This is a genomic window from Paenibacillus sp. TY11, assembly GCF_059772165.1.
Window position 1 is genome coordinate 80612 of sequence record NZ_JCBAIQ010000001.1, and the last position, 18668, is coordinate 99279.

The 18668-nt window shown below is 48.3% G+C and carries 16 protein-coding genes; 5 read left to right on the forward strand and 11 right to left on the reverse strand.

Features of this window, described 5'->3' with window-relative positions:
* Window positions 1-21: 21 nt before the first annotated feature.
* The 6 genes from AC6EJC_RS00405 to kduI form a co-directional block, all read right to left on the reverse strand.
* Window positions 22-1365, reverse strand: coding sequence for an MFS transporter (locus AC6EJC_RS00405; RefSeq protein WP_444952228.1), 1344 nt, complete (start codon window positions 1363-1365; stop codon window positions 22-24).
* A 91-nt stretch (window positions 1366-1456) separates the two neighbouring features.
* A complete protein-coding gene (locus tag AC6EJC_RS00410) occupies window positions 1457-2608 on the reverse strand; it encodes a winged helix-turn-helix domain-containing protein (RefSeq protein WP_444952229.1) in 1152 nt (383 codons plus the stop codon).
* Complete coding sequence (locus AC6EJC_RS00415) at window positions 2589-3827, reverse strand: CynX/NimT family MFS transporter (protein WP_444952230.1); 1239 nt, start codon at window positions 3825-3827, stop codon at window positions 2589-2591. The genes AC6EJC_RS00410 and AC6EJC_RS00415 overlap by 20 nt, the downstream gene beginning before the upstream one ends.
* Window positions 3828-4075: 248 nt before the next feature.
* The gene (gene kduD, locus AC6EJC_RS00420) at window positions 4076-4852 is read right to left on the reverse strand and encodes a 2-dehydro-3-deoxy-D-gluconate 5-dehydrogenase KduD (RefSeq protein WP_444952231.1); all 777 of its coding nucleotides are present in this window, start codon (window positions 4850-4852) and stop codon (window positions 4076-4078) included.
* Between the two features lie 48 nt (window positions 4853-4900).
* Window positions 4901-5545 carry a bifunctional 2-keto-4-hydroxyglutarate aldolase/2-keto-3-deoxy-6-phosphogluconate aldolase gene (locus AC6EJC_RS00425; protein ID WP_444952232.1) on the reverse strand — a complete coding sequence of 215 codons (645 nt, stop codon included), beginning with the start codon at window positions 5543-5545 and terminating at the stop codon, window positions 4901-4903.
* A gap of 79 nt (window positions 5546-5624) precedes the next feature.
* Window positions 5625-6455, reverse strand: a complete 831-nt coding sequence (gene kduI, locus AC6EJC_RS00430; RefSeq protein WP_444952233.1) for a 5-dehydro-4-deoxy-D-glucuronate isomerase — start codon at window positions 6453-6455, stop codon at window positions 5625-5627.
* 340 nt (window positions 6456-6795) lie between these two features.
* Between kduI and AC6EJC_RS00435 the strand changes: the two genes are divergently transcribed.
* Window positions 6796-7752: a sugar kinase gene (locus AC6EJC_RS00435; protein ID WP_444952234.1), complete on the forward strand. Its 957-nt coding sequence runs from the start codon at window positions 6796-6798 to the stop codon at window positions 7750-7752.
* A gap of 179 nt (window positions 7753-7931) precedes the next feature.
* Here the strand turns inward: AC6EJC_RS00435 and AC6EJC_RS00440 are convergent, their stop codons facing one another.
* Together AC6EJC_RS00440 and AC6EJC_RS00445 are read right to left on the reverse strand one after the other, a co-directional pair.
* Complete coding sequence (locus tag AC6EJC_RS00440) at window positions 7932-8945, reverse strand: LacI family DNA-binding transcriptional regulator (protein ID WP_444952235.1); 1014 nt, start codon at window positions 8943-8945, stop codon at window positions 7932-7934.
* 217 nt (window positions 8946-9162) lie between these two features.
* Window positions 9163-10572, reverse strand: coding sequence for an MATE family efflux transporter (locus tag AC6EJC_RS00445; protein WP_023990870.1), 1410 nt, complete (start codon window positions 10570-10572; stop codon window positions 9163-9165).
* A 355-nt stretch (window positions 10573-10927) separates the two neighbouring features.
* Between AC6EJC_RS00445 and AC6EJC_RS00450 the strand changes: the two genes are divergently transcribed.
* The 3 genes from AC6EJC_RS00450 (at window position 10928) to AC6EJC_RS00460 (ending at window position 14398) form a co-directional block, all read left to right on the forward strand.
* Window positions 10928-11935, forward strand: a complete 1008-nt coding sequence (locus AC6EJC_RS00450) for an acrylyl-CoA reductase family protein (protein WP_444952236.1) — start codon at window positions 10928-10930, stop codon at window positions 11933-11935.
* A gap of 257 nt (window positions 11936-12192) precedes the next feature.
* On the forward strand, window positions 12193-12753 hold the full coding sequence (locus AC6EJC_RS00455) for an RNA polymerase sigma factor (RefSeq protein ID WP_444952237.1): 561 nt from the start codon (window positions 12193-12195) through the stop codon (window positions 12751-12753).
* On the forward strand, window positions 12713-14398 hold the full coding sequence (locus tag AC6EJC_RS00460) for a DUF4179 domain-containing protein (protein ID WP_444952238.1): 1686 nt from the start codon (window positions 12713-12715) through the stop codon (window positions 14396-14398). The genes AC6EJC_RS00455 and AC6EJC_RS00460 overlap by 41 nt, the downstream gene beginning before the upstream one ends.
* Before the next feature lie 109 nt (window positions 14399-14507).
* Here AC6EJC_RS00460 and AC6EJC_RS00465 read toward each other — a convergent pair whose 3' ends face one another.
* Genes AC6EJC_RS00465 through AC6EJC_RS00475 form a run of 3 tightly spaced genes read right to left on the reverse strand, consistent with a single transcriptional unit; the run spans window position 14508 to window position 17447 of the window.
* Entirely contained in the window at window positions 14508-15332 is an 825-nt protein-coding gene (locus tag AC6EJC_RS00465) for a carbohydrate ABC transporter permease (protein WP_444952239.1), read from the reverse strand.
* Window positions 15332-16198, reverse strand: coding sequence for a carbohydrate ABC transporter permease (locus AC6EJC_RS00470; protein ID WP_444952240.1), 867 nt, complete (start codon window positions 16196-16198; stop codon window positions 15332-15334). Before AC6EJC_RS00470 ends, AC6EJC_RS00465 begins: the two co-directional genes overlap by 1 nt.
* 16 nt (window positions 16199-16214) lie before the next feature.
* Complete coding sequence (locus tag AC6EJC_RS00475; RefSeq protein ID WP_444952241.1) at window positions 16215-17447, reverse strand: ABC transporter substrate-binding protein; 1233 nt, start codon at window positions 17445-17447, stop codon at window positions 16215-16217.
* A 167-nt stretch (window positions 17448-17614) separates the two neighbouring features.
* On the opposite strand from AC6EJC_RS00475, the gene AC6EJC_RS00480 reads away from it, so the two are divergent.
* Window positions 17615-18619: a cellulase family glycosylhydrolase gene (locus tag AC6EJC_RS00480; RefSeq protein ID WP_444952242.1), complete on the forward strand. Its 1005-nt coding sequence runs from the start codon at window positions 17615-17617 to the stop codon at window positions 18617-18619.
* The last annotated feature ends 49 nt before the right edge of the window (window positions 18620-18668 follow it).

The following is an 18668-nucleotide window of genomic DNA, read 5'->3' on the forward strand; positions in this document are numbered from 1 at the left end:
AATTACGAAAATCGAAACAAACTATTGCGCAAAGTCGACATTTTGTTCCGTAGAAAGGTTAGGATCAGCGAGGGACTCACGCCAAATCACGGATTGAAGCAGTAGTCCCGCCAAACCCAGGACTCCAACAGTCATCCCGATCCAGACAAAAGCAGTCCCTGCCCCTGCTATTCGGATCAATAACCCCCCGGCAAGCGGCGAAACGACCATGATCGCTCCAATCACGGTACTTTGGATACCGAAGACGCGCCCCACCATATCAGCAGGGGTTTTGGCTTGTAATATGTAATTCTGGGTGATGATGTACAGGCCGTTGCCCACACCTAGCATGGCTCCGATTATAAGCAGTACGGGTAATCCTGTCCCCGGTTGCGCCCAGCCTAAAGCGGCAATAGCTCCGCCAACCAGCACATAACCTCCACCGAGCCCCCAGCCTGCGCTTATGCAATTTAAGCGATTAAGCACAAGCATGCATCCGACGGCGCCAGCCCCTATCGATGAAACCAGCCAGCCAAGCAGCGATTCGTTACCCGGAGCGAGCACTCGCAGCAGTGTAGGGAACTGGTAGTCAATCATGAGAATGGCGATCAAGCCGAAAAGCCCGAATATGAGCGTATGCAAAAGCATTCGACTGCGCCAGAGGAACGCCCAACCCTCACGCCATTGGATGAAAAAACGGGATGCGCGGACATGCTCCTCCCGTATCTTTGCTTCATCAGCGTCGGGCGCTGTATGCGATTCGAGCTTTCCTTGCTGATCTGTGCTGACCAGCGCCGGACCGATTCCGCGCAGCGGCCACAGCAGCAGGCCGGAACAGAGACGCAGCAATGCATTCAGAATAATGCATGCCTGGGGGGACAATACAGTCAAGGTCATGGCGCCCAGTAATGGCCCCGCCACTTTGGAGGCCTGATTGACCAGACCATTCAGCGAGGTCGCCCGAAACAGGTCACCGCTGGCGACTACAGTGCGGGTCAAGCCTTGCTGTGACGGCATTTGGAATACGCCAGCTGCCGCGCGCAAACCGAGCAAAGGCAACAGCCACGCCGGGCCCGGGACGGCGAGAATCGCCAGCGTCAATAAGGCGATAGCTGCATCGCAGCCGATCATTAGCCGGGCTTTGTGTACCCGGTCGGCTAACGTGCCCGCGATGGAACCCAGCAGCAGACCCGGTAGCGCCATCACTACCGGAATCAGCGCAATCAGCATAGGGTCGGCTTCCCAGCGGTAGGCAACAAGCACCTGAATGGCGATAGCATCAAACCAATCGCCAAAGGAAGCAGCCGTGTGCGCCGCAAACATCCGCCGAAAACGGCCATTGCGCCAAATGCTAGGCGTGGATTGCAATTCTTTCTTTTCCTTCATTTCTACTCACCCTGCCCTCATTTTCTGCTTCTTTAGCAATAAGAACATTCTACCGGGCCTATATCAGAGGAAAATCAGACAGCTAAAAATATTAGATCGCAGAAAGTGTTTGCTCCAACCAGCGCCTTAGCGCCGAACGATGCAGTGTTAAACTGTTGTCCCGGTCAAGTCGATCATATTGAGCCGCATATTTCTCTTCCAGCGTGGGATAGGAGCCGCAAAGCTTCAAGAAACCGCAAATTTGACTGACCGCTTTGATTTTTAGCAACTCCTGTTTAGCCATATCAAGGGTAACCAGCCCCTCATCCATGAGCCGCTCGGCGTTGTCCACATCTCCATTACGCAAAAGCATAAATCCCCGCAATATGCGATAACGCCCCAGTTCGCGCAAATATGGAGCCTCCGACAGCATTCCTTCCAGGCGATCAGACAGTGCCGCAGCCTTTTCCATATCGTTGGCAACCAGATGCATGTACATCTCCATCAGTGCAACAGGCATCACGAATTTATCAAGGCTATCCCGTTCCATTATTGCAAAAGCCAGCGGCAGACCTTCCTCCGCGCATTCAGGTTGTCCATTCTCCACATAAGCCTCCAGGATGTTGAGAATGCGTAATTCCCGCTCCTGATCACTGGACAGCAACCTACTGGAAAGCGCACGCTCACATAGGGCAAGCCCCTGATCTGTTACTCCTGCTGTGCCTGTATATAGCAGCAGCATCCAATACAATCGGTCTGCGGGTGCAAAATCCTCTCGCTTTAAAAACCAAGGCACATCCGTCTGTACAAAACGGGTATACATTTGATAATAGGCAGACATTTGAAAACCCATCTGCTCCTGCTGAGCAGCCAGCGCTTCGATGGAATCGCCCTGCCCCAGCAGGTGGTATTTTCGGAAAAGTCCATGAACGGCGACCTGCACTTCCTGATCGTGCAAGGATGGATGATTCTGTGGCTGCATGCCAGTCAAGGTCAAGCTGTAGCCATACCCTCTGACCGTATGAATACGGAGCACATTCCATGTCTTAAGTTTTTTGCGCAATCTGTAGATATGATCATCCACCGTACGCTCCACCGGATACTCCAGCGGCCACACACGATCCAGCAGTTGTTCCCGTGTGAACACCTGATTCCGGTTATCGTATAGAAAGCGTAACAGCGCAAACTCTTTAGCCAACAACATAACACGATCTGCATTACAGATTACACTGTAACCGTCTGCATCAAATTGCAGCCTGATCATCCACCTCGCCTCCGACATATCGTTTCTTGGCTGCACCCAGCCCTGTAAACATAAGCAGAACACTCAGGCCCAAGAGTAGAAGCAGCGGAATCGTCCAGCCTTGTGTCGCATCATGCAAATAACCGAACAGCGTCGGCCCTGTCGCTGCTAGCAAATAACCAAAGGATTGCGCCATCCCAGACAGCTCTGCTGCCTGCTGGGGTGTCCGCGTCCGCAAATTAAAGAACATCATCACCAACGGGAAAGCAAAACCACCCGCTATACCGATACAAATGACCCAAATCACACTCCACTGTGTAGCCCCGAGCAGAAATCCGCCCAGACCGATGAAATACAGCGCAGCCATAATCAGAACCAATAGCCGCTGATCCTTCACCCGCGCTGCCCAAATAGGCACAATAAAAGTAAATGGCATTTGCGCAAACTGCATCACGGACAGCATCCATCCCGCAGTCTCTGAATCCATTCCTTGTCCGCTCATCATTTCGGGAAACCAGGCGGCAGGAACATAAAACAGGGCAGATTGCAGCCCCATAAACAGCGTTACCTTCCAAGCCAAAGACGATTTATACACATTCACGGTTCGGGCAGACACTGCCGCTTTATTGGCCGTTTTGCGCGCCTTAAGGAGCTGGGGCACCCAGAGTAAAATACCTACGACACCGACAATCCCCCATATTCCCAAAGCACCGCGCCAGCCCATACCTCCGTTCAGAGCCAGCGGTATACTCAGACCGGATGCTGTTGCAGCGACCACATTCATGGATACTGAATATACACCGGTCATGAGCCCGCTGTTGCGGGGAAACTCCTCTTTGATCAAGCTGGGCAGCAAAACATTACACACGGCAATAGCCAGTCCCAGCATGGCTGTCCCGGCAAATAATGCAGTCACCCCCAACGTTGATCGCACCACAATACCTGCGGTTAATAGAAGCAATGCTGCAAAAATAATAAGGGGCGACCCGAAGCGACGCGACAGTTTGGCTACAAAAGGCGACAACAGCGCAAAAGCAAGCAGCGGTAATGTCGTTAATAGGCCACTCAGTGTATTCGAAATATGCAAAGAATCCTTAATCAAGCCGATAAGAGGTCCTACCGAAGTAATCGAAGCGCGCAGATTGGCACCTACCAGAATAATCCCTGCGGCAAGCACCCAAGGACCGGCATGCCACAAAGATTTGTATACCAAAGCTCGTTGGTGTTGCTGTGAACTCATCTCTCCATTCTCCAATCTATCTGTTTTTATGCTCAAAGGCTCCAACCAAGTGTACGGCTGGAGCCTAAGCAATTTTTATCTCATTAAATTATAAAGGCATTCATGTCATATGCATAGGACGGATCGACACAGCGTTCCAAACCTTCAAGTTCAGCGTACAACTTCATCGAACAAATAAAAGCTGCCTGAAAGGATGGTTTCCTTTTGAGGCAGCTTTCGGTTCATGACTTAGATGTGACCAGCACTGCTTAACGTACCAGCCAGCCGCCATCCACCGCCAAGATATGACCGTTCATGTAATCGGAACCCTGACTGGCGAGGAAAACAACAACCCCCATCAGATCAGACGGATCGCCCCAACGACCAGCAGGAATACGCGACAAGATTTCTTGATTGCGACTTTCATCCGCACGGATTGGAGCCGTGTTTGCTGTAGCAATATAACCAGGCGCAATCGCATTAATCTGAACGTTATGAACCGCCAGCTCATTCGCAAATGCCTTGGTCAAACCAGCTACCGCATGCTTGCTCGCTGTATACGGCGGAACGAACTTGCCACCCTGAAAAGCAAGCATAGAAGCGACATTGATAATCTTCCCGCTTTTTTGCTCTACCATCACCTTTGCTACTTCCTGGCTCAGATGATATACGGCATTCAAGTTGATTTCCATGACAGCGTCCCAATCCTCATCTTTATACTCCAGCAGAGGAGCGCGACGAATCGTACCCGCATTGTTCACGAGAATATCAATTTTACCGAATTCCTTGACACTTTCTTCTACAATCTTTTTAATGGATTCTTTCTCCGTCAGATCAGCCTGATAAAAGGCAACCTTCACACCCGTCGGTTCCAGCAGACGTCTTGTTTCTTCATAATCATCATTGTTAGCTACGATGAACAGATCTGCACCCGCTTTGGCCAAAGCTACGGAATATCCTTGACCCAAACCACTGTTGCCTCCTGTTACAATCGCCGTTTTACCTTTTAGACTGAAAAAATCCAATGAAAAATTGTCCAGACCCATGCCTACGCCTCCATCACAAATTAGTGTAAAACCTATATTTTCTGAAGCCTACAACGCTGCACGAATTTCCTTATATTTAGTTACATAACGTGCTGCGTTTTCTGTGATCAAATCGTAGCGCCCTTCCTTGGCCGGAGCCGTCAAATTGCCTCCAATTCCCACAGCGACACATCCGTTACGTAGCCAGGTTTCCATATTATCCAGATCAACGCCACCGGTTGGCATAATCTGCACATGAGGCATTGGACCTCTAACTGCCTTAACAAAATCCGCCCCCATTGCACTACCCGGGAATAGCTTCACGACATCGCTGCCCAATTTCATGGCTTCCTTGATCTCATTCAGCGTCATACAGCCGGGCATATAAGGAATCGCGTACAAATTGCATAGCTTCGCTGTTTCTTCTTCAAAAGAAGGACTCACGACAAACTCTGCTCCAGCCAGAATAGCAATTCTCGCCGTCAGTGACTCCAGTACGGTTCCTGCACCAATAACTGCCCGATCTTTAAATTCGTCTTTCAATCTACGAATGACCTGATCCGCATTCGGCGTGGTAAACGTAAGCTCAATATTATCCAAACCACCTTCAATACAGGCTTTGGACATTTGATACGCTTCCTCCGCCGTGTTTCCCCGAATGACTGCGACAACACCAACTGAAGTGATATGTTCCAAAACTTTCTTTTTCGTCATGTTCCTGATCCTTTCCACGAATGGGATGGCCATGTACCTTTAGCTATTTGCATGTCTACGCTCCGATACAATGACCGGATTAACGCAACTCGCTCATGGCTACCTGATCCATGTCTTTGTATGTTTTATTTTCACCGGCCATGCCCCAAATGAAGGTATAGCTGCCCGTAGCCGCACCGCAGTGGATAGACCAAGGTGGAGAAATAACTGCTTCATCATTCTTCATCACCAGATGGCGCGTTTCGTTCGGCTCACCCATCAGGTGGAACATTCTGGCGTTCTCATCCAGTTCAAAATAGAAATACACTTCCATACGACGGTCATGAACATGTGTAGGCATGGAGTTCCATACACTGCCGTTTTCCAACGTCGTCATACCCATAACCAATTGGCAACTTTGAATGCCTTCATCATGGATAAAGCGGCGCAACGTGCGATTATTGGCTGTTTCCTGCGAACCCAGACTTTCAGACGGCACATCGGCAAAAGACTGCTTCGTCGTTGGATACGTGGTATGAGCCAATGCCGAAACGATATAAAATTTTGCAGGCTTTTCACTGGAATCGCTTTCAAAGATCAACTCCTTGCCACCTTTACCTACGTAGAGACAGTCTTTTGTGGCCAGCTCGTAGGATACACCGTCTACCTTTACAGTACCGCTGCCGCCGACATTAAAGATACCCAGCTCGCGGCGCTCCAGAAAGGTTTCTGCTTTGATTTGATCGTTACCTTCCAGCGCAACAGATTTATTCACGGGATAAATGCCCCCGATAATGACACGATCTTCATGCGTATAGACCAGCTTGACTTCCTCAGGTACAAACAGTTCCTGGATCAGATAGTGCTGACGCAACTCTTCAGTCGTAAAATGCTTGGCATGTTCGGGATGAGTTGAATAACGCATTTCCATAAAAACATTCCTCCTGTTTAGATAAACTTTTTTATCAACGGAATTGTTATAAAAGCGGTTTCTAACTCTACTTCTTAGCTAGAATTGTAATAATTATCTAAGAGGGTGTCAACCCATAACTTCACTATTCCTTGAAAAACCCTTAATATTCACGAACTTTTACACACTTTTTACCTTCTGATAAACAAAATCGTATTTTTTTATCTATATTACCCAAAAACTTTTTAGCAAATATATCAACTTCATCATTGTGAAAAACCGATTTATGTGATAATTTCAATTTATTCAGTTGGTGCATACGCTTACAGATTTAGTTTACTAAACATAAGGAGGAATTCAAATGACCGCAACATTGGATGCTGTTACCTTCGGAGAACCGATGGCCATGTTTTATGCCAATGAACCAGGCTCTCTGGATGAGGTGCGTTCATTCACCAAAGCGTTGGCCGGGGCAGAGACGAATGTTTCAGCCGGTTTGGCGCGTTTGGGACTACGGGCGGGACTCGTGACCAAACTCGGCGAGGATACGTTCGGCAAGTTCATTGCCGGTGCGCTACGTCAGGAAGGGATCGACACTCAGAACGTCATGTTTACCAAAGATCACTCTACCGGGATGCTGATTAAATCAAAAGTTACAAGCGGGGATCCCGAGGTCGAATATTTCCGCAAACATTCCGCCGCTTCCACATTAAGCATCGCTGATTTTAACGAGGCGTATTTTTCCCGGGCTCGCCATCTGCATTTTACAGGCATTTCTGTCGCCCTCTCCCCTGAGTGCCGTGACTTCGCACGACATGCACGGGAGTTTATGAAGAAGGCAGGCAAAACGGTGTCCTTCGATCCAAACCTCAGACCCAAGTTATGGCCTGACACGCAGACGATGGTCGAAGCGATTAACGAAGCTTCTCTGGGTTGCGACTGGCTTCTGCCAGGCATTCATGAAGGTAAAATATTGACAGGCTACACTTCGCCTGAGGATATTGCTTCGTTCTACCTTGACCGTGGTACCTCGCTGGTCATCATCAAGCTGGGAACCGAAGGCGCATATTATAAATCCGCAGATACAGAGGGATATGTCAAACGCTTCCGCGTAGATCATGTCGTGGATACCGTCGGCGCGGGTGACGGCTTTGCCGCGGGTGTTATCAGCGCACTGCTGGAGGGCTTGCCCTTGGCAGAAGCAGTTAAACGCGGTAATGCCCTTGGCGCACTGGCTGTCATGTCAGCCGGAGATATGGACGGCTATCCGACACGAGCCGAGCTGGAGTCTTTTTTGCTCAGTGCAAGCACGAACTAGGCTGAGTTCATTCCCCGCGTACCTTCATCGCTAGTTCCGCAAGCTCAAGAAGGCCGAATCAGAGATCGGCCTTAACTCCAATAGCCCGTATTCACTTTTGCGTGGCCTGAGCAGCATTTGCATGCTCAGGTCGCAGAAAGGAATGCGGGCTATTTTATACTGAATACTTGGATGCTCATCTACAACGTTTTGACTGATTCTCCCCGATTTAATTCCGGCACAAATCGGTAAATAATCGGAACCGATTCGCCGCCCTCCTCAATGCTGGACAGCAGCGTTTTTGCCGCCTGCTTCCCCATATCCGCAATCGGTTGCGTAATTGTCGTAATCGGCGGATTGTAAATATGGGCAAACTCCGCATCGTCAATCCCGATAATGGACAGCTCTACCGGGATGCGTATACGGCGGGCATTCACATATTTCAGCGCCTCTGCCAGCACGATATCATTCCCGGCCAACAGCGCAGTTGGTGGTTCTGGTAGCTGAAATAGCTCTTCCAGCGTCTGCTGGACATCTTCCTTCGGTACACTGCGCATGTACTCTTCCCTAAAGGGCAAGCCATGCTCCTCCAGCGCCTTTTTGTATCCGCTGAGCCGCTCCACTCGTGGAGTAATCCGATTCAAGCCAAGAGGCAAGGTAATCAGCGCAATCCGTTCATGCTTATGAGCCACCAGTTCCTGAATCGCCAGCTTAATCGCCATTTCGTTATCCAGCAGTAAGCTGCGCGTATTTACACCGTCTACCAAACGATCCAAAAACACCAACGGATACTTTTCACGAATGAGCTGGTTGTAAATATCCGCATGCTTGCCTGTCGGGAAGATGATCAAGCCATCCACCTGCCGAGCCTTGAGCATCTCAATATACTGGCTCTCTTTATCCGGGTTTTCGTCGGCGTTACAAATGATCACCTGAATGCCAAAACGCTGCAATTCCTCTTCAATCGCACGGATAGACTGGATCGACAGCGTATAATCAATGTTGGCTACAATAACACCCACCATAAACGTCCGGTTTTGCTTCAAGCTGCGGGCCAGCCCGTTAGGCTGATAATTCAGCTCTTGAATAACCTCGGCAATCCGGTCTCTGGTCTGGTCGCTCATATATTTATATCGTTTGTTCAGAAATTGCGAGACAGTGCTTTTAGACACTCCTGCCTTCTGGGCAACATCTTCAATCGTCGGCTTCTTCATCGGTACACTCCTTGTCTTTCATGTACTGCGTTAGTGCAACAAAAGTATATCTTTTTTTTAGTAAATTTACCATACTTCTATTTATGAATACCATTATTAACTGCTATTATCTATTCAGGCAGCAAAAAGAGGCAGTTCAAGATGTTCTCTTGAACTGCCTCCACGTTTACAGCTCTATCGAAAAGCTAGGTTCCAGCTAACCTTAAATGCTAACACATCAGTGTGCCGGCACTGGCGTTGCAGACTGATCCGGTGTATCGTGCTCGACCAGCGCATGCTTTTCCCATAACCGGCTTTTCCAGCGGGCATACATGATGACAGCACGAGTCCATTCATCAGCAGCAATGGCCAGCCACACGCCGGCGAGCCCCATGTCCAGCTTGAACACAAGCAGATAACCAAGCGGCAAGCTCATGCAGACCATGGAGATCAGACCCATAAAGACCGGGAACTTCGCATCTCCAGCAGCACGCAACGAGTTAATAATGACGATATTCGTGGTCCGACCAGTTTCTAGCAGAATGCTAAGTAAAATGACCTGTGCTCCCAAACGAATAATTTCAGGGTTTTCCGTGAACAAACCGAGCAAGGGAACACGGAAAAAGATGACCACCGCATCAATAATCACGGTCACGAGCAACGCCCATTTCACACTGGTCAGTACACGTTTATAGGCAGTATCCTTCTGTCTAGCTCCCACGAGCCTTCCTACCACAATAGCCGTACCCATACCGACTGCCATACTGAACAAGTAAATATAGCTTGAAATATTATTCGCATATTGACGTGTCGCCATTGCTTCTGCGCCCAGATAAGTCACGTACAGTGTGAAGATGAGCTGACACGACTGATACATAATGGACTCCAGCGCGGATGGTACACCAATGCGCAATATTTTAGAGATGAACTTTTTAGACAATTGGACGTAATATTTCCACTCGACACGAACCTCAGTGACCCGGTACATCAGCCAGAAGAAGATCAGGAGACAAATAAAGCGGCTACCTACTGTAGAAATAGCTGCACCCTCTACTCCAAGTGCAGGCATTCCCCAATGCCCAAAAATCAAAACATAGTTGCCGACCACGTGGATCACGTTCATAAAAACCGATACATACATCGTTTCTTTGGTAAAACCATGTGTACGAATGGTCGCCGCCAGCGCATTAATCAATGCCTGAAGGAAAATGGCACCCCCGACGATGCTCATATACGACTCCGCGTAAGCCAGAATCTCACCCTGGACATTCAGCCATTGCAACATGTGCGTACCAAATACAAGAAAAATTACGCTAAGTAAAAGACCTACCATCAAATTCAACGTAATGGCCGTACCTGTAACCTGGGCCGCTTCGACTAGTTTCTTAGAACCGATATATTGAGCTACGACGATAGCAGCGCCGTTGCCGATAACCTCCAGTACAAGGATGGCAATTGAAATAATTTGATTGGACGCGCCCACACCCGACACTGCATTATCAGATACAGAACTGATCATGAACGTGTCGACGCTCCCCATTAGCATAAACAGGAACAATTCAAGAAAAATAGGCCATGTCAAACGGAACAAATTCAGTTCCTTAGCTTCGGACAATACCGAACCTTTTTTTAGTGCTCTGGTTGTCATTCATTCACCTTTCTTCATAGATTTATTTAACGATCAAAAGGTATGTTAGCACAGTCATTCTGAAAATACATCCCGTTTGCGTAAAATGATTTACAAAACGCGTAAGAATTCATTTATCACTTTCTTTATAATTGATTATCGAACTTTATTGAAACAGGGTGTTGCAAGAATAGATCAGTAATCTGGGCCTTTTCGACGTAATTATGAGCTTAAGGATATAATAGAATACGAGCCTGTGAGCATTGCCGCTGACAGGCTGCGCAGATTGTTGTATGCTCCCTAAGCATAATTTGCGAAGTAGACTGAAATATACGCCATTCATAGGCTTATACGGCAATAAAGGAGGCTCTTACAGATGACTCAATCATTTCAAGCTCTTGTCGTCGATCAGACACAAGACGGTGAAGTTCAAGCAGAGGTCCGTTCTTTGGAAACTAGCAGTTTACCTGCTGGGGAAGTATTGATTCGTGTCGCTTATTCCAGCATCAATTATAAAGACGGGCTTGCCGCCCGCAAGGATGGCAATATTGTTAAAGCCTATCCGTTCGTACCAGGCATAGATTGCTCGGGAACTGTCGTCTCTTCAAAGGATAGCCGCTTTAGCGAGGGACAAGCGGTGCTCGTTACCGGATACGGACTGGGTGTGTCTCAATTCGGGGGATTCAGCCAATATGCACGTGTACCTGCGGACTGGGTGGTTCCACTTCCGGACGGACTCACGCCGAGAGAGGCGATGATTTTCGGGACAGCCGGATTCACCGCAGCCCTGTCGTTATATCGGCTGGAGCAAAACGGCGTTGCGCCGGAGCAGGGCAAGGTACTCGTCACCGGAGCGACGGGTGGCGTAGGCGGTGCAGCCATTGCCCTGCTGGGCAAGAGGGGCTACCATGTCGTAGCCAGCAGTGGTAAGGCTGATGCACACGATTACCTCAAGGCGCTCGGAGCAGCCGAGGTCATTTCCCGCGAGGCCGTTTACGACGGTGCGGAGAGCATCCGGCCGCTGGGCAAGCAGCTTTGGCAAGCGGCCGTTGATCCCGTAGGCGGCAAGCCGCTCGCTTCGCTGCTCAGCCAGATCGCCTACAACGGCTCCGTAGCCGTGAGCGGCCTGACGGCAGGCACCAAGCTGCCTACGACGGTGCTGCCGTTTATTTTGCGCGGCGTAAGCCTGCTGGGCATAGACTCCGTCTTCTGCCCCTACGACACCCGCGTAGCGATCTGGAAGCGGCTCGGTAGCGACTGGAAGCCGGAACAGCTGGAACAGCTCGTTGAGCGCGAAATCGGATTGGCTGACCTGCCAAGCGCGCTGGAAGACATCCTTGCAGCTCGCTCGCAAGGAAGAACGATTGTACGGCTGACTGACTAAGCGGAAGTATGTCCGCAAGCTATCCATTTGACGTGTTTTCGCGTGAAGGAATATTCATTTCGTAGGCTCTAGCTTCGGAAAATATAAGAAGCCTGTAAATCTGCATTTTTGGGATTTACAGGCTTCTTTTTTCATGTGGTACATTTGAGGAAAAGTGATATACATTCGAAGCGGACGGTTTACTTTTCACGATAAATGAACCTTTTTGGAACCCTAGTTGTTATATAGATAAACTGCACAAGAAAGGAGAGCACATATTGGAAAGTAATCGAGAGTTGTTTGATCTGTATCAACGAGATGTATACCGAACCTGCTACTACATGGTACACAACGCATCGGATGCAGAGGATTTAACGCAAGAAGTGTTTATCACCCTGTTTCGCAGCAATCGTGAACACATCGAACAACTAAAAGCCTGGATTATGAAAATTACAGTTAATCATTGTCTGAATTACCTTAAACGCCGGAACAGCTTCCATATGAAGGTATCGGCTAATCCCTATTTATTTAGCGGGGCGGAAGGTAAGCCTGTAGACAGGCTGGTGGAAGAACGCGAGTCGGCAGAGGAATGGGCGATGTATATGAATCGCCTTCCAGCCAAAATCCGCGCTGTGCTGACACTCCGCTATATGCATGATTTCACACTGGCGGAAATATCCAAACTACTGGAAATTCCGCTGGGAACCGTCAAATCGAGGACTCACAAAGGACTAAAGTTATTGGAGCAAATACTGCGGGATGCAGGGGTACAAATTCCCGAGATGGAAGGAGAGAACTATGAACAACATAGAAAAAGCATTGAAGCGCAAGTTAAATGAAGATTCGGAAATGGCCTATCCTGACTTCGATGAGATGTGGAACCGGATGGAACAGGCAGGACAGACTGCCCCCGTTCTGACTAATGCTTCCGATTCATTTCCCCCGCACCGACACAGAAATTGGCGCAAAATAGCTATCGCTGCCTCTCTGAGTGCACTTCTCGTTGCCGTTCCCGTCTATGCCGCCATCCATTATAACTGGGACAATCTGCTGCACGGAAGAAGTGGCATTCAGACGGCACTAAATCAAGACCTTGGACAGCCGCTGGAGCAATCCGTAACCAGAGACGGAGTGAAGCTGACGCTGCATACAGCTATTGTCGATGAGAACCGGACCGTGATTCTGTACAGCTTGGAGGTCGGAAAACGAGCAGACAACGAGTTTTGGAATGTCAAAGGCGTATCGCTAAAAAGTGCTGTGGGGGAAACCAGTGCAGGGGAATATAACTTTCAGCAATGGGACCCGAAAAATCAACGGTACAACGGGTACTTTGAAAGTGACTGGACACCGCAGCAAGAAACAGAGAACGTGCGGCTGACCGTAGATCATATTGAGCTCAACAGCGTTCAGGAACTGGAATTGCCGCTCGATATCACATCGCCTCAGATGCAGACGTTCAAGCTGGATCGTAACGGCTTACAAGGTATGAAGGTGCAGGTATTTGAACAAGGGAAGGATAAGCTGATGCTGTCCTCGGCAATTACCTTCGATTCGTCGATACCCAAGAGATGGGATAATCCGCAAATTATTGCTTACAAAGGCGGCGAGCCTGTGATGTCGCAGCCTGGAGGGGCTTTTGGCAAACCCGGAGATAACGGGGAGTATACAGCACAGCAATATTTTTCTAAAGCAGCTATACCAGAAGGACAGACTGCTTTCAAACTGCAATATGCGCAAACTGAGAAAAGTATAGATGAACCCATAAACTTTGACCTGCAGTTAAGCAAAAAGAAAATGGAAAGTGGGACGATTAAAAGCGTGCTGAATACCCCATTTGAGAAAGACAATCCGAATTTTACGATAGAACAAATGATTGTCACACCTACGCAAATCCGTCTCACGATCAGAAGCGAAAAGAAATTCGCCATGTTACCTTATCAAAAATACTTTCTTTCTGTGAACGGCACAACGTTAGAGGGTAGTCGTTGGTCTTCACCTGATCAGGAACACGATCTGAACACGATCCGTTTTGAACGACCGTCCAATCTTGTGATTACCAAGGACACTCCTATTACTTTTACAGGCAAATACAAGGTTACGACCCATTCGGATGACAAAACGCCACAGCGTTTAACTGATATTTCTGAGCAAAAGCAGACGCTAACGACGCAAATCGGTGGCTATCCTGTGAAGTGGACCTACTACAAACAGGGATCAGACTTATTCGTAGAAACCGAAAGCGAGGACGCTCACTTTGGAGGGATTAACCAGACGCATATTGGCCTGGGTAAAGAACGGATCATTGGCAAGCCGATCACAACCAATTTCGCCGGAGACGGCAATAACAAGGCAGTGGATGTCTACAAGAACTTCAAAGGGAAGGAAGCTTCTATCTATATGTTCTACTATACAACGGACGACCCGAAAGCAGAGACAACTGTACCCTTACAGCCTCTAACGACCCAAAGCGAAGCATCTAAATAGTAATGCTATAAAAAAAGAGGGGTACCTATACCTGGTTTGAACTGGTATAGGGCCCTCTTTTTATTTTTCTAGTAAGGCACAGTATCCCTGAAGCTATTGTATTCTCATCTTACTTCACAGAGCCTTGCGTAACGCCATTGATAATCCATTTTTGTGCAATCAAATAGACAATAATCATCGGCAGCAAGGCCATCAGGTACGAAGCAAAGGCCAGATTAAAGTCGGTATTGAACTGCCCCTGAAACACATACTGAACGAGCGGCAGTGTATACTGCTCCGCATCGCTAATAATAATGAGCGGCAGCAGGAAGTCGTTATATGTGGACAGACAAGTGAGAATCCCTACCGTAGCACTGATCGGCGCCATCAGCGGGAATATAATGCGCCAAAAAGTGCCCCATGTCGTCGCACCATCTACCGTGGCTGCCTCTTCCAATGCCACCGGAATGGAGCGAATATAACCGACATACACGAAAACATTAAACGCCAAACCATACACCGTATGCAGCATAATGAGACCCACCAGATTAGTCATATGAAGGCCCGAGGCCAGTTTTACAATCGGCAGCATGATGATCGGGAACGGAATAAACATGGCGCTCACAAAGTAAAAATATAATCCCTTAAAAAAGCGTCGCTGCATATTACGGGCAATCGCATAAGCGACCATCGAATTGGTTAGCAAAGTGAGTATGACCGTCGATGTCGTGACCATCACACTGTTCTGAAAAGCGCTGAAAAAATGGGTCATTTCCACTGCACGACTAAAATTCTCCCAATGCAGCTCGGTCGGAAAAGCAAAGGCGGAATGCGCCATCTGCTCGGGATTTTTAAGTGCTATCGTCACAGTCATATAGAGAGGAAACAGAATAAATATTGTCCCTAACGCTACCAATAGCAGCACAGGCCAGTTCGTACGTCTGCTTGTTTTCATCAGTTATCCATCTCCCTTCTCTGGAGGAATCGCAGCTGTAAGATGGAAATGATCGCGATCACAATAAAGTAAATAACAGAGTTAGCCGACTGATAAGCAAATTCTCCGCCTCTAAAGCCCCCAGTGTATATCAGGTGGGAAATCGACTGGGTGGCCCGTCCCGGCCCGCCATTCGTCAAAGCCACGATCTGATCGAACACCATCAGGGAATTTTTCATCGCCAATACCATATTAATCGTGAAGAACGGAGCAATTAACGGAAAGGTAATACTCCAGAATTCGCGCCATTTCCCCGCACCATCCAGATTGGACGCCTCATACAGACTTGTCGGAATGGTTTGCAGCCCGGCCAGATAGAGAATCGTATTAAAGGCAATCCCCTGCCATACAGCTACGATGACAACCCCCACCCAAGCCAGTTGTTCGCTGCCCAAAATGTTCGTCGACAATGAGATAATACCTAAATTTTGCCCCCAAATCGTAAACACGTTCGAGAACAAGTAATTGAATATGTAACCCACGATCAGCACGCTCAAAATATTAGGCAGAAAATAAATACCGCGGAAAAAGTTACGAAACCGTATTTTAGCATTCAGCCCTAGCGCAATCAGCAAACTAAGGATATTAGTCGCAATGGTAACCACAATCGCAAATTTGAAAGTAAACCAGTATGCGTTCCCCACATTGTCGTCCTGAAACAAATTAATATAGTTCTTAAACCCGACAAAGTGATACTGATGACCAAAGCCGTTCCAGTTCGTAAGCGAATAATAAAAGCCCTGCAAGGCAGGCAAGGTCAAAAATACAAAAAACAATAGCACCGCCGGCACCGTCATCCAGTAAAAAGCCGTTAATCGCTTATTCATGTCTCCTCCTCCTCTCCTATCGGCGGTTAGCTACCTTATCCCATTCTCGGTCCAGCTTGGCCAGATAAGCGTCGATGTCTCTGTTTTGCAGGAAGGCCTGCACAATCGAATTCAATTGGACCGCTTTGGGAATATAGTGATCGGCAAAATCAATGACTCGGCCCGATTTAAAATACGGCAACAGCTCCGCCACACTCGGATCATCCTGCGTAACTCCCTTCACCGCCGAAAACAGCGTTTGCTCTGTAATGTATTGCTTGCTGTTCTCCGGCTTCAACAAGAAGGAAATGAACTCCTCGGCTTCCTTTTTATGCGGAGTGCTCTCCGATACGGCTAATAGCGTATCTATACCGGACACCAGTTTGACCGCCTTTTCGTCATTCCCTGTCGGTAATGGGAAAAACCCAAGCTCCACTTTCGGGTTGGCTTTGCGAATTTCAGATATGGCCCACGAGCCCTGAATGTACATCAATCCCTGCCCGTTAGCGAAGGCACGATTACCGTCGGCATAGTTTTTGCCAAAATTATCACCATGTCCGTATTTCAATAGCTCCAGCTGCTTTTCAGCAACCTCGCGGTACTTGTCCTGAAAGGTGACCTGATTTTCACGCCGTTGCAGGAAAAAATCAATGCCCACCAGATTCGGGCCCAGCGCATTAAAGGGGAGGTTCGTTTGCCAATCATCTTTATATGTAAAATAGAACGGGATTTTTCCAGCAGCCTTGATCTTTTGTGCCGTTGCAATCAGCTCATCCCACGTTTTGGGCACCTGTAATCCCATTTCCTTAAAAAGCGTTTTGTTATACATCACACCATTCGCATTCGCAGCATAAGGAATTCCATACACGGGATCGACCCCGGTTACATCCTTAAGCATTTTGAGGTAAATCGGGTCTACTGTACGCGGCAATTCTGTATTCGCTAGATCCGTAAAAATTCCGCTCTGTGCCAAAATAGAATAGGTATCGGTGGCCCCAAGCCCCACAATGTCAGGTACATCGTTTTTGACAACCCGGGTCAATAACACGGTCTCTGCCTCTGGCGGGTTGACCTGTGTCACTTCAATACCGGGATGTTCCTGATTGAATTGAGAGATTAGCTTATCGAATGAACCCTTGGCCTCCGGCTTGTTTTGAAAAAACTCAATTTTCACCTTACCCGAAGCATCGCCCTTGTTGCATGCGCTTACAAAAATAGCCAGCAAAAGGATTGCCGCCAGTATAGACAGCCTTTTAACCCAATTCCACATGCTCATACCTCCTTTTCCCCTACGTCAATCTATGCGGGACTAGACAATTAATACCCGTCCCTTATGTAAAAGAAACGATACACCGCATTTCAACATCACAATGGGTGTAATATGTAGCCATTTTCAACATAGGATTAACTTGACTATAGAGGAGGAGGCGTTTGTTTGTGAGAGTTTGGCGTTTATATGGTAAAAAGGTACTCATCTTCGCTGTTGTTTTTCTGCTTTGTTCCGGTATTGGGTTATTGAATGGGGGTACATCATTTGCTGCCTCGGGATTCCATGTAAGCGGAACCAGCTTGAAGGATGCTAACGGGAATACCTTTGTCATGCGTGGAGTGAACAACCCTCATATCTGGTTTGACACGCAAGCCTATCAGGCACTGGATGCGATTGCTGCCACGAAGTCCAACACCGTCCGTATTGTGTGGCAAACCAACGGATCTGCACAAAGACTGGGAGAGATCATCGAACGCGCGAAACAGCTCAAGCTGATTTCTGTGGTTGAACTGCATGACGTTACCGGCAGCAATGATGCCAACCGTCTGAACGACATGGCTCGTTATTTCGCTGATCCAGCGGTGAAACAAATATTGGCCGATAACCAGAAGTATGTACTCGTGAATATCGCCAATGAGTGGGGCGACCACAATCTCTCCGATGCCGCATGGCGGGACGCCTACAAAACGGCCATTACCACCCTGCGCAACGCAGGCTTGCCGAATACGATTGTGATCGACGGCTCCGGCTGGGGACAATATGCTTCCCCGATCAAGGCCCATGGCGTAGAGCTGCTACAGCATGATCCTAACCATAATCTTTTATTTTCCGTCCATATGTATGCCAACTACAATGATTCCAGTAAAATCGGCTCCGAGCTGCAAGCCATTAAAGACAAGGGCCTAGCGGTAATCGTGGGTGAGTTTGGCTACAACTACAACAATGGCAACAACAATCTGGGCACCACCGTGAATCCCTATGAGGTCATGAAGCAGTCCCAAGAAAAAGGCATCGGCTATCTGGCCTGGTCCTGGACTGGCAACAATAGTGAGAACGCGTGGCTTGATCTCGTGAACAGCAGCGACTGGAAAACGCCGACGGCATGGGGCAACACCGTGCTCAACGATGTCAACGGCATCAAGAACACTTCGAAGACAGCTTCGGTATACTGAGGCAAGGTATTTTAAGCCATTAGTTATAAAAAAAGATCCAGTCGTACCT

What these genes read in the sequence shown, in the direction of transcription:
- AC6EJC_RS00405 (WP_444952228.1), bottom strand. Translation starts at nt 1,365, where the DNA reads ATGAAGGAAAAGAAAGAATTGCAATCCACGCCTAGCATTTGGCGCAAT.
- AC6EJC_RS00410 (WP_444952229.1), bottom strand. Translation starts at nt 2,608, where the DNA reads ATGATCAGGCTGCAATTTGATGCAGACGGTTACAGTGTAATCTGTAAT.
- AC6EJC_RS00415 (WP_444952230.1), bottom strand. Translation starts at nt 3,827, where the DNA reads ATGAGTTCACAGCAACACCAACGAGCTTTGGTATACAAATCTTTGTGG.
- kduD (WP_444952231.1), bottom strand. Translation starts at nt 4,852, where the DNA reads ATGGGTCTGGACAATTTTTCATTGGATTTTTTCAGTCTAAAAGGTAAA.
- AC6EJC_RS00425 (WP_444952232.1), bottom strand. Translation starts at nt 5,545, where the DNA reads ATGACGAAAAAGAAAGTTTTGGAACATATCACTTCAGTTGGTGTTGTC.
- kduI (WP_444952233.1), bottom strand. Translation starts at nt 6,455, where the DNA reads ATGGAAATGCGTTATTCAACTCATCCCGAACATGCCAAGCATTTTACG.
- AC6EJC_RS00435 (WP_444952234.1), top strand. Translation starts at nt 6,796, where the DNA reads ATGACCGCAACATTGGATGCTGTTACCTTCGGAGAACCGATGGCCATG.
- AC6EJC_RS00440 (WP_444952235.1), bottom strand. Translation starts at nt 8,945, where the DNA reads ATGAAGAAGCCGACGATTGAAGATGTTGCCCAGAAGGCAGGAGTGTCT.
- AC6EJC_RS00445 (WP_023990870.1), bottom strand. Translation starts at nt 10,572, where the DNA reads ATGACAACCAGAGCACTAAAAAAAGGTTCGGTATTGTCCGAAGCTAAG.
- AC6EJC_RS00450 (WP_444952236.1), top strand. Translation starts at nt 10,928, where the DNA reads ATGACTCAATCATTTCAAGCTCTTGTCGTCGATCAGACACAAGACGGT.
- AC6EJC_RS00460 (WP_444952238.1), top strand. Translation starts at nt 12,713, where the DNA reads ATGAACAACATAGAAAAAGCATTGAAGCGCAAGTTAAATGAAGATTCG.
- AC6EJC_RS00465 (WP_444952239.1), bottom strand. Translation starts at nt 15,332, where the DNA reads ATGAAAACAAGCAGACGTACGAACTGGCCTGTGCTGCTATTGGTAGCG.
- AC6EJC_RS00470 (WP_444952240.1), bottom strand. Translation starts at nt 16,198, where the DNA reads ATGAATAAGCGATTAACGGCTTTTTACTGGATGACGGTGCCGGCGGTG.
- AC6EJC_RS00475 (WP_444952241.1), bottom strand. Translation starts at nt 17,447, where the DNA reads ATGTGGAATTGGGTTAAAAGGCTGTCTATACTGGCGGCAATCCTTTTG.